This window comes from Pseudomonas sp. RW10S2, assembly GCF_014268985.1.
In the GTDB taxonomy this organism is placed as follows: domain Bacteria; phylum Pseudomonadota; class Gammaproteobacteria; order Pseudomonadales; family Pseudomonadaceae; genus Aquipseudomonas; species Aquipseudomonas wayambapalatensis.
In genome coordinates, this window is the sequence record NZ_JABWRO010000147.1 from 1 (window position 1) to 12,208 (window position 12,208).

The following is a 12,208-nucleotide window of genomic DNA, read 5'->3' on the forward strand; positions in this document are numbered from 1 at the left end:
GCGGTTCGGCGCCCCGACTTGTCCCGCGATCACCGGCAGAGCCGGTGCCATGCAGCGCGGTGTTCTTGGCGTAGGCCCCCGCTCCGGCAAGCCCCCCACTGTCGACCTCTTTTGCAAATGGACCCTGCACATGGCTGTTCCTGCCTCACCTTCCCTCTTCCCGCGCAAGCTGGCCATCGCCCTCCTGGCGCTGCTGGCCTGCTCGTTCGCCGGCAACCACATCGCCGCGCGCATCGCCTTCGATGACGGCACCGGCGTGCTGCTGGCGATTCTCTGCCGCTCGGGCATCACCTTCCTGGCCCTGGCCAGCCTGGTGCTCTGGCAACGCCAGGCCCTGGGGCTGCCCAGCGGCACCCGGCGCTGGCAACTGCTGCTGGGGCTGCTGATCGCCACCCAGAGCCTGTGCCTGTACTCGGCGGTGGCGCGCATCCCGGTGGCCCTGGCACTGCTAGTGGGCAACACCTTCCCGATCCTGCTGGCGCTGCTCAACTGGGCGCTCAACGGCGTACGCCCAACCGGGCGCACGGTGCTGTTCATGGCCCTGATCCTCTGCGGCCTGGTGCTGGCCCTGGATGTGCCGGGACGCCTGGCCGACAGTGGCACGAGCAATCCGCACTGGACCCTCGGGGTCAGCCTGGCCTTCGGTGCCGCCTGCGTGTTCGCCTGTGCGCTGTGGATCACCGACAACAAGCTGGCCGCTGTGCATGGCCCGGTCCGCAGCCTGCTGACCTTGCTGATCGTGTTCACCAGCATGCTGGTGGCAGGCGCTGGTGGTTGGGTGCCGGCGGGCCTGTCGTTGCCGGGCAGCGCAGGGGGATGGATGGCCCTGGCCAGCCTGGTGGTGCTGTACGGGGTGGCATTCACCTTGCTGTTCGTCTGCGTGCCGCGGCTGAACATGGCACAGAACGCGCCAGTGATGAACATCGAACCGATCGCCACCCTGCTGCTGGGATGGGCCCTGCTCGACCAACAGTTGAGCGGCCTGCAACTGCTCGGCGGGGCGGTGGTGGTCAGTGGCATCGTGCTGCTGACGTACCGCCGTCAGCCCGCGGTGAAATGATCACGGCCCTGCCGGAGAACAGCGCAATGACCGAACTGCACCTGCAGGACCGCCTGACCCGTCTCACCCTGGCCCCCGCGCTGGGCGCCAGCCTGGTCAACTGGCAGGTCAAGGCCACCGGCCAGGCGTTGTTGCGCCACAGCGACGCCGCAGCACGCGCCAGCGGCTCACCCCGGCGCCTGGCCTGCTATCCGCTGGTGCCCTGGTCCAATCGCATCGCCGCTGGCGGCTTTGCCCGCCCGGACGGCTGGCAGGCCCTGGCCGCGAACACCGATCACGATCCCTACCCGATCCACGGTAGCGCCTGGCAGCAGCCGTGGCGTGTGGAGCACCACAGCCAGCGGCGGGCCCGGCTGATCCTCGACAGCCAGCAGCCCTTCGCCTACCAGGCCATGCTGGATGTGCACCTGCACGAGGGGCGTCTTGACCTGGAGCTGCACGTCACCCACCTTGCCGCCCAGGCGACCTGGCACGGGCTGGGTCTGCACCCGTATTTTCCAAGGTCTGCCAACACCCGCCTGCAGGCATCCGCCCGCCAGGTGTGGCTTGGCGAGAGCGGTGAGCTGCCATCACGGCTGGCGCCCATTCCCGAGGCCTGGCGCTTCGACAGCGCCCGCCACTTGCCGCTGACACCGGTCGACCACGCCTTCGCAGGCTGGACAGGCAACTGCACCATCGAACAGCCCGACGCGGGCTATCGCCTGGAATGCCAGGCCACCGGCGCCGAACACTTTCTGTTGTTCTGTCCGCAAGATCGCGACTTCTTCTGCTTCGAGCCGGTCAGCCACCCGATCAACGCCCATCACCTGCCCGGGCGTCCGGGGCTGCGCTTGCTGCAGCAGGGCGAGCAGGTCAGTCTGGGGTTGCGCCTGCGTTATCTGCCAGGCTGACGGGCAGTCATTCCAGGCCCTTGGCGCGCACGTCGGCGGCCAGCATGTCGATAAACGTGCGCACCTTGGCCGAGCCGTACTTGCTCTCGCGGTGCAGGATATGGATAGGCCAGGGCGCCTCTTCGAAATCGGCGAGCACTACCTGCAGGCGGCCGCTGGCGATCTCCTCGACCACCTGGTACGACAGCAGCCGGGCGATACCCAGGCCTGCGCATGCGGCGGCAATGGCACCGTCGTTGCTGGTCACGGTCAGGCGGGGCTTCATGCGCACCATGGTCGGCTCGTCGGTCAGGCCAAAACGCCAGCCCGCACGTGGCGACAGGTTGGTGGTGGCGATCACCACATGCTCGTGGAGGTCGGAGGGGTGAGTCGGTACGCCGTGCCTGGCGAGGTAATCGGGCGAGGCGCAGAGCATGCGCCTGACCTTGCCGACACGCAGGGCCTTGAGCCCGGAGTCGGGCAACTGGCCGATGCGCACCGCCACATCCATGCCCTCCTCGACCATGTTCACCACCCGATCGAGGAAGTACGCCGACACATCCACCTCAGGGTACTGCTGCAAGTAACGCACGATGCTGGGCATGACGAACTTCTTGCCGAACAGGATCGGCGCGGTCACGGCCAGTTCGCCCTTGGGCGTGGCATTGACCCCGGCAGCCGCCTCGTTGGCCTCGGCGATGCTGGCGAGGATGCTGCGGCAGTCTTCCAGGTAACGGCCTCCGGCCTCGGTAAGGCGCACGCTGCGGGTGGTGCGCAGCAGCAGCTTGACCCCCAGGCGTTCTTCGAGGGCGCTGACCGCGCGAGTCACCGCAGCGGGCGACATGTCCAGCCGGCGTGCCGCGCCAGCGAAGCTTTCCAGCTCGCCGACGGCGACAAATACCTTCATCAGGTGGATGTGGTCCATGCCCTGCCCTTCTGCCTGGAAACGATGTGCGATTATTTCAGCAGCCGGGGCGAATGAGTAGGTCGGGATGAGTGATGACCTGCGGCAGCAGGTAACTGGCCTCACACTCCGCGGCACAGGGCAGCGCCGGGACATCGAGTGCATCGATATCGGGACGATTGTCCCCAGGCCACGCAGGATACTCCCCGAGCGGTTCGACGACGTTCATCACTCATCTCCTGTCGCGAGGATCAGCCCTCGGCCTGCAGACCTGCCGCGGTGCGCGGCATCGCCACGAAATCATCCAGCGCCTCGATCCGCGCCAGCCACGCTCGCACATTCGGGTAGGCATCCAGCGACACGTTGCCTTCCGGTGCGTGGGCGATATAGGAGTAGTTGGCGATGTCGGCGATGCTCGGCTCGCTGCCGGTGAGGAACGACGCCTTGCCCAGCTCAGCCTCCATCACCTTGAGCAGGTTGTGGGCACGACCGATGACTTCGTCGGCATTGAAGCCTGCACCGAACACGGTGATCAGTCGGGCAGCGGCCGGTCCGAAGGCGAGGGGGCCGGCGGCAATGGAGAGCCAGCGTTGTACACGGGCCTCGCCGGCGGCATCCTGGGGCAGCCAGCGGCCCTGGCCATAGGTCTTGGCCAGGTAGACGAGGATGGCGTTGGAGTCGCCGATGATGGTGCCGTTGTCGTCGATCACAGGCACTTGCCCGAACGGGTTGAGGGCCAGGAACTCAGGCTTTTTCTGCTCGCCCTTGGCCAGGTCGACGAAGATGACTTCCGGCTCCAGCTTGAGCAGCGACAGCATCAGCCGGGCACGATGAGCGTGTCCGGACTTGGGGAAGTGATAGAGCTTGATAGGGTTGGACATGGTCTGGACTCCGGTTCAAAGGGTTGAGGTCTGAGCGCCGGTATCCAAGAGTGGCGCTGCTGGAGGGAATCCTGCACCTGTTCGCCGTTCAACAGAATCCGTGTGGCCAGCAATCCATAATTTCGTTGATCGGAATAATACAAGCGGTGCATTGCTCACAAACCCTGTGGGAGCGGGCTTGCCCGCGAAGAAGCCACCGCAGTACATGGCACCGGTGGTAGGTCGATTGCCACCGGTTGCTCTGAGTGCCGACTTCGCTATGAAGCACCAGTGATCAGTCGCGTGTCAGCTTCTGATAGCGATAAAGGCCACGGACCGCCTCGATCACGCCTGGCACGCAGGCCTGATGTTCGTCGAAGCTCATCGCATCGAGCAGCTCGAAATTGTCTTCCAGGCCATGCAGGGAAATGGCCTTGAGCAGGGCGTCCTGCTGCGCTGGCAACTCGCTCCACTCGGCAACCTGGGTGCCGCGCATGTAGCCGAAACACCACTCCTCGAGAATGATCGCTGGCCCTTCCTCGCCCTCGCTTTCCTCGAACAACGGCTCGAAGCCGTCGAGGTTTTCGGCCAACTGCTCGGCGACCTGGTCGGCGTAGCGCAGCATCAGCGCAGTGTAGGCTTCCTCGTGGGCGGGCTTCTTGAACTTGGGCACCTTGCCGCCGGCAACGGCTGGCAGCCATTGCTCGGGGTTGACCCTGACAGGCGAGCTGGCCAGCGCAGTGAAGAAACCGTTGAGCTCGGCGAGGTTGAGTACCGAATAGTCGTTGCCGTAGGTGATCAGGAGGTCTTCGAGGCGGTGGAGTTCTTTTTCGCTGAGCGGCGGGAGCATGGTGCGGGTGTCCTGGAAAGCAGAAGTGCGTGCACCCTAGCACAGGGAAAAATAAGGTGAAGCGTTTGTTGTCCGCAACAATGCAATCGCGGGCAAGCCCGCTCCCAACACCTGCTGGGAAGCCGACTTGCCCGCGAAGGCACCTCAGGCCTTACACCGCCAGCGCGCGCTCACGCAGCTCGCTGTTGAGGATGCGGTCGTTCTCGCTGTAGTCGACCGGGCAGTCGATCACATGCACGCCCGGGGTCTTGATGCAGTGCTCGAGCAGCGGCAGCAGGCCTTCGGCGCTTTCCACGCGGTGACCATTGGCGCCGTAGGCTTCGGCATACTTGACGAAGTCCGGGTTGCCGTAGTCCAGGCCGAAGTCGGTGAAGCCCATGTTGGCCTGCTTCCAGCGGATCATGCCGTAGCCGTCGTCACGCAGGATCACCACGGTGATGTGCATGCCCAGACGTACCGCGGTTTCCAGCTCCTGGCTGTTCATCATGAAGCCACCGTCGCCGCATACCGAGATCACCGGGCGGTCCGGGTACACCAGGTGCGAAGCCATGGCCGACGGCAGGCCGGCGCCCATGGTCGCCAGGGCGTTGTCCAGCAGTACGGTGTTGGGCTTGTGCGCCTTGTAGTTGCGGGCGAACCAGATCTTGTAGATGCCGTTGTCCAGAGCGACGATGCCTTCGGAGGGCAGTACGCGACGGATGTCGGCAACCAGGCGCTGCGGGTAGACCGGGAAGCGGTCGTCATCGGCACCTTCGGCGATCTGCGCCTCGTTGGCTTCACGGATCGCCATCAGGCGGGTGAAGTCCCAGTGCGAGGTGTCGGTCAGCGCTTCACTGATCTGCCACACGGCGTTGGCGATGTCGCCGATCACTTCGACCTGCGGGAAGTACACGGCATCGACTTCGGCAGAGCGGAAGCTGATGTGGATGACTTCGGTGCCGCCACGGACCATGAAGAATGGCGGCTTCTCGATCACGTCGTGGCCGATGTTGATGATCAGATCGGCCGCCTCTACGGCGCGGTGCACGAAATCACCGGACGACAGCGCAGCGTTGCCCAGGAAGCGTGGGTGACGCTCGTCGACCACGCCTTTACCCATCTGCGTGGTGATGAACGGGATGCCGGTCTTGTCGATCAACTGCTTGAGGACCTTGGCGGTCATCTTGCGGTTGGCACCGGCGCCGATCACCAGGATCGGGTTGCGTGCGTTCTGCAGCTTCTGCACGGCGGCTTCGATGGCCACGTGCTCGGCCAGCGGGCGGCGGTGCAGGCTGCGCGGGATCGGCAGGGCGTCGGTCTGCTCGGCAGCGATGTCTTCGGGCAGCTCCAGGTGCACGGCACCGGGCTTTTCTTCTTCGGCCAGGCGGAATGCTTCGCGCATGCGCGCCGGGATGTTGTCGGCCGAGGCGAACTGGTGGGTGTACTTGGTGATGGGGTCCATCATGCCGCACACGTCGATGATCTGGAAACGGCCCTGCTTGGACTTCTTGATCGGCTTCTGGCCGGTAATCATCATCATCGGCATGCCGCCCAGGTACGCGTAGGCACTGGCGGTCACCAGGTTGGTCGCACCTGGGCCCAGGGTCGACAGGCTGACGCCGGTCTTGCCGGTCAGGCGGCCATAAGTGGCAGCCATGAAGCCTGCGGATTGCTCGTGGCGGGTCAGTACCAGCTTGATCTTCGACTTGCGCAGGGATTCGAGCAGGTCGAGGTTCTCCTCGCCGGGAATGCCGAACACATACTCGACACCTTCGTTTTCCAGGCATTGCACAACGACATCGGCGGCCTTGGCCATCTTGCTTGTTACCTCAATTGATTGGACGTGGGTGGAGTCCAGGGACGGTCAGCGCGGTGCGCTGACATCGGTCTGTCCGGTGGCCAGCAAAGCCCCCCGAACAAAGCCTTGACGCAGGCAACGCTCGACAAAGTCACTTACAAATGCGGCCGAATTGTCGCAGCCCCTCGGAACGGCCATGGCCTGGCGGATCGCGGTGAACGCACCGTCGAGCACACGGTAGCGCGGATCGGTGTCGGCGACCTTCTGCAAAGGCTGGCGCACACCTGCGGCGGCGTCCAGGCCTTCGTCGACAAACAGATCGACGGCAGCTGCGGAGGTGTCGGCGCGACACAGTTCGGCATGCTGCAGGGTGCGGCTGAGGTAGAGGTCATAGGCCGCGCCCTTGCCGACGGCCAGGCGCAGGCCGGATTGGTCGAGTTCGTCGACGTGCTGGAAAGGGGCGTCTTTCCTGACCAGGTAGGTGCCCTCGATCAGCACGTAGGGCGCGCTGAAGGCGATCTGCGCCTCGCGCACCGGTTCGATGGCGAGGAAGGCCAAGGTCCAGGCGCCCTCCTCCAGGGCGGCGAACACCTTGCCCGCGGCGTCAAAGGTGCGCATCTCGAGGCGCACGCCCAGTTCTTCGGCCAACTGCTTGGCCAGGGCGACAGAGACGCCCTGGGGCTCGCCGTCAGGGCCGCGTTGGGCGAGGACCGGGTTGCCGTAGTTGATGGCAGCACGCAGGACGCCATCAGGGGCAATTTCGTCGAGGACGGCCTGGGGGATAGTGAGCGTCATTGGAACTCCGCTGGGCAATGAGTGGGATTGAGAGTTACAGCCTCTGGCGAATCAGAAGACCTGTGGGAGCGGGCTGGCCCGCGAAAAGGCCAGCAGCGATTCAAGAATCGGCTCAGGCAGAAAAGACCATGCACACCGGGCTGCCGGTGGACACCGAGAAACCAGTCTGGCGCAGCCTGCCCTGCTCGGGATCGACGACGAAAGCCACGATGCTGTCGCTGTCTTCGTTGAGCGCGAAGAGGAAACGCTGATTGGGGGTAAGGGCGAAAAAGCGAGGAGTCTTGCCGGCACTGGGCTGCACTTCGACCAGGCTCAGAAGACCACTGGCTGCATCGACCGCATACACCGCAAGGCTGTCGTAGCCCCGGTTGGAGGCATAGACGAAACGACCGTTGCGGTCGATCTCGATCTCCGCGGCGCGGCTGTTGCAGGTGTAGGTGTAGGTCGAGGGCAACGTCGAGAGGATCTGCAGCGGCTGCAACGCGCCGTTGTGCGAGTCGAAACGGTAGGTGGTGACGGTCGAGTCCAGCTCGTTGACCACATAGGCGAACGGCGCCTTGGGGTGCACTGCAAGATGCCGCGGGCCGGCGCCTTCGCGAGTGGTGACGAAAGGCTGCTCGGCGGGATGCAGGCGGCCGTCGTCGAAGCGAAAGGTGAATATCCGGTCCAGCCCCTTGTCCGGCACCAGGACGAACTGGCCCGAGGCATCGAAGAGGTTGAAGTGCGGCTTGGCGAAGGGCTGCTCGATACGGTGCGGGCCGATCGGCCCCTCAAGCGTGAGCAACTGGCTGAGGGGGCCGATGCGCCCGTCCTGTTCGACATTGAGCACGGCAAGCGTGCCCGTGATGTGGTTCGACACCACCAGGAAGCGCTCGCTCGGGTCCAGTGCCAGGTGCACCGGATTTCTGCCCTCGCAGCGCTGACGGTTGAGCAACGCGAGCCGACCAGTGGCCTTGTCGACAGTGAAGGCGCTGACCTCGTCGAGGTCGCCATGCACCGTGTAGAGCCGATCCCCAGAGCGATTCAGCGCCAGGAAGGAAGGGTTGACCAGATCACCGACGACCTGGACCTGCTCCAGGCTGCCGTTGGCCTGATCGAGGCGGTAGACAGTGATGCCATCGCCACGGGCATTGCGCTCCCGGGTCGTGCGCGAGCCGACATAGGCGTACATAGGGGGTCGTTCTCCCAGTTGCGGATAGGTGGATCACCTGGCTGGCTGCCCATGGTCAGGGACGCGGAGCTGCCAGGCAAGTCCGCGCCCTTCATATGAGCAAACGATGCCGGGGCCTCAGCCGCGGGTGCGCTGCACCACCTTGCGGATCACGTAAGGCAGTACACCGCCATTGGTGAGATAGCGGATCTCCTGCTGCGAGTCGAGCCGTGCGATGAGTTCGGCCTCATCGACACCGCCATCGACGCGACGCACCTGCAGGCGGATGCGGTTGTCACCGACCCTCAGTTCGTCCAGGCCGATGAAATCGAACTGCTCGCTGCCGTCGAGCTGCAGGTCATCGACGCCCTGCCCTGCCGGGAACAGCAAAGGCAGCACACCCATGCCGATCAGGTTGCTGCGGTGGATACGCTCGATGCTGCGCGCCACCACAGCTCGCACCCCGAGCAACGCCTGGGCCTTGGCCGCCCAATCGCGACTGGAGCCTGCGCCGTAGTTGATACCGGCGAACACCACCATGGGGGTGCCGACATAGCTCTGCGCGGCCTCGTAAAGCGGCAGGCACTGACTGTGGTCGGCATTCCAGGCCCAGGCGCCGACGCCAGGCTGGGTATCACCGAGCAGACGGTTTTTCACCGACTTGTTGGTGAAGGCGCCGCGCAGCATGACTTCGTGGTTGCTGCGCCGGGTCGAATACTGATTGAGGTCCTGCGGGTCTTCGCCGCGGTCCAGCAGCCACTGGCCGGCCAGGCTACTGGCGGGAATGGCGCCGGCTGGGGAGATGTGGTCGGTGGTGACATTGTCCCCCAGCACCATCAAGGTACGGGCGTTCTCGATTGCCAGGCTGGCCTTGGGTTCGGCCTGGATATCGGCCAGGTATTGCGGGCGGCGCAGGTAGGTCGAGCGTGCATCCCAGGGGAACTGCACGCTGCCCTCGGCCGAGAGGGCCTGCCAATGATGGGTGCCGTCCCACACCGTGGCCAGGCGCTGCTGGAAGAACTCGGGCTTGACCACCTGGGCCACCAGCGCCTGCACTTCATCATCAGTGGGCATCAGGTCGTGCAGGTGAACCGGGTTACCGGCGCTATCCTGACCGAGCGGCTCGTGGGTCAGGTCGATATCGATGCGCCCGGCAATGGCGAAGGCTACGCACAGCGCAGGCGATGCCAGGTAGCCCGCAGGCACCTTGGGGTTTACCCGACCTTCGAAGTTGCGGTTGCCTGAAAGCACCACCACCCCCTTCAGGCCTTGGTCGGCGAAGGCCTCGACATGTGCCTCGAGCTTGCCGGAGTTGCCGATGCAGGTCATGCAGCCGAACCCGGCCAGGTCGAAGCCCAGCGCGGAGAAGTCCTGCAGCAAGTCGGCTTCGCTCAGGTAATCAGCCACCACCTGCGAGCCGGGCGACAACGAGGTCTTCACCCAGGGCTTGCGCTTGAGCCCCAACCGCCGCGCGCGGCGGGCCAGCAGACCGGCCTGGATCATCTGCGCGGGGTTGGCGGTGTTGGTGCAACTGGTGATGGCCGAGAGCACCACCGCGCCATGGTCGATGGCCTCGCCGAAGCTGGGCGCGAGGTAGCGGCTGCCGATCAGCTCGCTACCGCCCAGCACCTGTTCGCGGAACGACTCACCGGCGCGCGACAGCGGCTGACGCTGGTGCGGCTGGTAGGGGCCTGCGACGCTGGGCTCGATACTGGCAAGGTCGAGCTCGATCAGTTCGTCGAATTCAGGCTCCGGCAGCGCGTCGTGGCGATAGAGCCCCTGGGCCTGCAGGTAGGTGGTGGCCTGCAGGCACAGCTCGGCGGAGCGACCGCTGAGCTTGAGGTAATCGAGGGTCTGGTCGTCGAAGGGGAAGAACACCACGGTAGCACCATACTCGGGCGCCATGTTCGATACCGTGCCACGCGCAGCCCAGCCGAGGTTCGATAGACCCGGGCCTGTGAACTCGACGAACTTGCCCACCACCGAACGCTGGCGCAGGATCTCGGCCACGTGCAGCGACAGGTCGGTGGCGGTCACTCCAGGACGCAGGGCGTTGCTGACGCGAAAACCGATAACCTGGGGGAAGTTGATCGGCACCGGCTCACCCACCATCGCCGCCTGGCCTTCCAGGCCGCCGACACCCCAGCCGAGCACACCGATGGCGTTGATCATCGGCGTGTGGCTGTCGGTGGCGACCATGTCGTCAGGGTGCAGCAAACGCTGCCCCTCGGCGGTGCGGGTTTCCCACACCACCTTGGCCAGGGCCTCCATGTTCATCTGGTGGATGATGCCAGTCCCCGGCGGAATGACACCGAAATTGTCCAGGCTCTTCTGCGCCCACTTGATGAAACGATAGCGCTCGCTGTTACGACGAAAATCGATCTCGAGGTTCTGCTCCACCGCATCGGCTTCTGCATAGTGTTCGACGATCACCGAATGGTCGATGGTCAGCACCGCAGGAATCAGCGGGTTCATCGCCGCCGGGTCGCCGCCGAGTTCGGCGACCACATCGCGCATACCGGCAAAGTCGGCCAGGGCTGGCAGGCACGTGGTGTCATGGAACATCAGGCGGTTGGGCTGGAATGGCACCTCGCAGTCCGGCCCCTCGCCGATGGCGCGGGCAAGCACGGCGTCCAGCGCCTCGGGAGAACAGCGTGCCACGTTCTCCAGAAGGATGCGGATGGCGTAGGGCAAGCGCTGCAGTTGGGTGGGCGTCAGCAGTTTCTTGAGATCAAGGTAGGTGAAGTGATCCTGGTCGATCTGCAGGGGGCTCATCAGGTGGGCATTGTCGATCATGCGCGTGTCGCTCGGCTTCTTGTCATCATGGCGTCGTTCAGGCGACGCCGCTGCAGGTGAGCCAATGCTAGGCGCTGGAGCGAGGGGTGAAAATTGATCGATTATCACGTCAGCGTTCTCCATCGGAGAACGCTCGAAAGGAAGGTTATGGCTGGGAGGGAGCGCCCAGGTGGTCGATGAAGGTCTTGAGCGTCGGCGAGGCGAGCTCGTACTTCTTGAATACCAGCAGCAATGAGCGGTGGGCCCAGGGCTCTGACAGGGTCACACGCTTGAGGCTGTGGCTGCGCACGTAGGGCTCCACCGCGCTACGTGGCAGCACGGTAATACCCAGGCCATTGGCGACCATGCGACACATGCAGTCGAAGCTGCTGATACGAATACGCAACTTGAGCGGTTGACCCATTTCTTTGGCCTGTTCGGTGAGCAGGCTGTGCAGGGTGCTGTCCAGGTGCGGGCCGACGAACTCGTATGCCAGCACCTCGCTGAACTGTACGGTGCGGCGTTTGGCCAGCTCGTGCTCTACCGGCACCACCAGCACCAGTTCATCGTGCCGGTAAGGCAGGGTTTCAAGCCCCAGTGGGGCTGTGTGCGACGAGATGATACCGAGGTCGGCGTGATCATCCGCGACAGCGCGGACTACCGCCGAGCCTACACCTTCCTCGATATCGAACTTGATCTGTGGGTAAAGCTGGGTGAAGCCAGCCATGTCCTGGGGCAGGAACTGCGACAGCGCCGAGGTGATGGCGTGAATGCGGATATGGCCTTTGACCCCTGCGGCGAACTCGCTGAGTTCGTTGTCCAGCTGTGCCAGGGTCTGCTTGAGCTGACGGGCGTAAAAGAGCAGGGATTGACCGGCAGGCGTCAACTCGACACCGCGCGCGTTGCGAATCAGCAGCGGCGAACCGATCTGCGCCTCAAGTTCGCTGATGCGTTTGCTGATCGCCGAGACCGCCAGGTGCTTGATACCCGCAGCGCGCGTCAGATTGCGCTCCTGGGCGACAGTGATGAACAGGTCCAGGCTGGTAAGGTCGTAGCGCATGCGGGCGGGTCAGGGAAGAATAGAGGTGCACCATACCCTGTAGAAGCAGGCTTGTCCCGTGGCATGGGCGGGGCCGGTCTGGCTTCAGAACGCCAGAAAGACAAAACC

11 protein-coding genes are annotated in these 12,208 nt (G+C 64.5%); 2 read left to right on the forward strand and 9 right to left on the reverse strand.

Translation table 11 applies throughout. The features are described 5' to 3' along the window. Positions 1–130 precede the first annotated feature (130 nt). Together HU729_RS23030 and HU729_RS23035 are read left to right on the forward strand one after the other, a co-directional pair. The gene (locus HU729_RS23030) at positions 131–1,060 is read left to right on the forward strand and encodes a DMT family transporter (protein ID WP_186711644.1); all 930 of its coding nucleotides are present in this window, start codon (positions 131–133) and stop codon (positions 1,058–1,060) included. 26 nt (positions 1,061–1,086) lie between these two features. Beyond that, positions 1,087–1,950 (forward strand): aldose 1-epimerase, encoded by an 864-nt coding sequence (locus tag HU729_RS23035; RefSeq protein WP_238348420.1) that lies wholly within the window; start codon positions 1,087–1,089, stop codon positions 1,948–1,950. 7 nt (positions 1,951–1,957) lie between these two features. Here the strand turns inward: HU729_RS23035 and HU729_RS23040 are convergent, their stop codons facing one another. From HU729_RS23040 to HU729_RS23080, 9 genes are all read right to left on the reverse strand, one after another. After that, on the reverse strand, positions 1,958–2,854 hold the full coding sequence (locus HU729_RS23040; RefSeq protein WP_186711646.1) for a LysR family transcriptional regulator: 897 nt from the start codon (positions 2,852–2,854) through the stop codon (positions 1,958–1,960). 37 nt (positions 2,855–2,891) lie between these two features. Continuing rightward, the gene (locus HU729_RS23045; protein ID WP_186711647.1) at positions 2,892–3,062 is read right to left on the reverse strand and encodes a hypothetical protein; all 171 of its coding nucleotides are present in this window, start codon (positions 3,060–3,062) and stop codon (positions 2,892–2,894) included. Positions 3,063–3,084: 22 nt separating this feature from the next. Further along, a complete protein-coding gene (locus tag HU729_RS23050; protein ID WP_186711648.1) occupies positions 3,085–3,714 on the reverse strand; it encodes a glutathione S-transferase in 630 nt (209 codons plus the stop codon). Between the two features lie 274 nt (positions 3,715–3,988). Next, positions 3,989–4,543, reverse strand: coding sequence for a UPF0149 family protein (locus tag HU729_RS23055; protein ID WP_186711649.1), 555 nt, complete (start codon positions 4,541–4,543; stop codon positions 3,989–3,991). A gap of 151 nt (positions 4,544–4,694) precedes the next feature. Next, the gene (locus HU729_RS23060) at positions 4,695–6,338 is read right to left on the reverse strand and encodes an acetolactate synthase large subunit (RefSeq protein ID WP_065861364.1); all 1,644 of its coding nucleotides are present in this window, start codon (positions 6,336–6,338) and stop codon (positions 4,695–4,697) included. 48 nt (positions 6,339–6,386) lie between these two features. Then, entirely contained in the window at positions 6,387–7,115 is a 729-nt protein-coding gene (locus HU729_RS23065; protein WP_186666995.1) for a transporter substrate-binding domain-containing protein, read from the reverse strand. A gap of 112 nt (positions 7,116–7,227) precedes the next feature. Then, positions 7,228–8,286, reverse strand: coding sequence for a lactonase family protein (locus HU729_RS23070; protein WP_186711650.1), 1,059 nt, complete (start codon positions 8,284–8,286; stop codon positions 7,228–7,230). A 117-nt stretch (positions 8,287–8,403) separates the two neighbouring features. Continuing rightward, complete coding sequence (acnA, locus tag HU729_RS23075) at positions 8,404–11,061, reverse strand: aconitate hydratase AcnA (RefSeq protein ID WP_186711651.1); 2,658 nt, start codon at positions 11,059–11,061, stop codon at positions 8,404–8,406. 145 nt (positions 11,062–11,206) lie between these two features. Further along, positions 11,207–12,100 (reverse strand): LysR family transcriptional regulator, encoded by an 894-nt coding sequence (locus tag HU729_RS23080; RefSeq protein WP_186711652.1) that lies wholly within the window; start codon positions 12,098–12,100, stop codon positions 11,207–11,209. Between the last annotated feature and the right edge of the window lie 108 nt (positions 12,101–12,208).

What these genes read in the sequence shown, in the direction of transcription:
- HU729_RS23030 (WP_186711644.1), top strand. Translation starts at nt 131, where the DNA reads ATGGCTGTTCCTGCCTCACCTTCCCTCTTCCCGCGCAAGCTGGCCATC.
- HU729_RS23035 (WP_238348420.1), top strand. Translation starts at nt 1,087, where the DNA reads ATGACCGAACTGCACCTGCAGGACCGCCTGACCCGTCTCACCCTGGCC.
- HU729_RS23040 (WP_186711646.1), bottom strand. Translation starts at nt 2,854, where the DNA reads ATGGACCACATCCACCTGATGAAGGTATTTGTCGCCGTCGGCGAGCTG.
- HU729_RS23045 (WP_186711647.1), bottom strand. Translation starts at nt 3,062, where the DNA reads ATGAACGTCGTCGAACCGCTCGGGGAGTATCCTGCGTGGCCTGGGGAC.
- HU729_RS23050 (WP_186711648.1), bottom strand. Translation starts at nt 3,714, where the DNA reads ATGTCCAACCCTATCAAGCTCTATCACTTCCCCAAGTCCGGACACGCT.
- HU729_RS23055 (WP_186711649.1), bottom strand. Translation starts at nt 4,543, where the DNA reads ATGCTCCCGCCGCTCAGCGAAAAAGAACTCCACCGCCTCGAAGACCTC.
- HU729_RS23060 (WP_065861364.1), bottom strand. Translation starts at nt 6,338, where the DNA reads ATGGCCAAGGCCGCCGATGTCGTTGTGCAATGCCTGGAAAACGAAGGT.
- HU729_RS23065 (WP_186666995.1), bottom strand. Translation starts at nt 7,115, where the DNA reads ATGACGCTCACTATCCCCCAGGCCGTCCTCGACGAAATTGCCCCTGAT.
- HU729_RS23070 (WP_186711650.1), bottom strand. Translation starts at nt 8,286, where the DNA reads ATGTACGCCTATGTCGGCTCGCGCACGACCCGGGAGCGCAATGCCCGT.
- acnA (WP_186711651.1), bottom strand. Translation starts at nt 11,061, where the DNA reads ATGATCGACAATGCCCACCTGATGAGCCCCCTGCAGATCGACCAGGAT.
- HU729_RS23080 (WP_186711652.1), bottom strand. Translation starts at nt 12,100, where the DNA reads ATGCGCTACGACCTTACCAGCCTGGACCTGTTCATCACTGTCGCCCAG.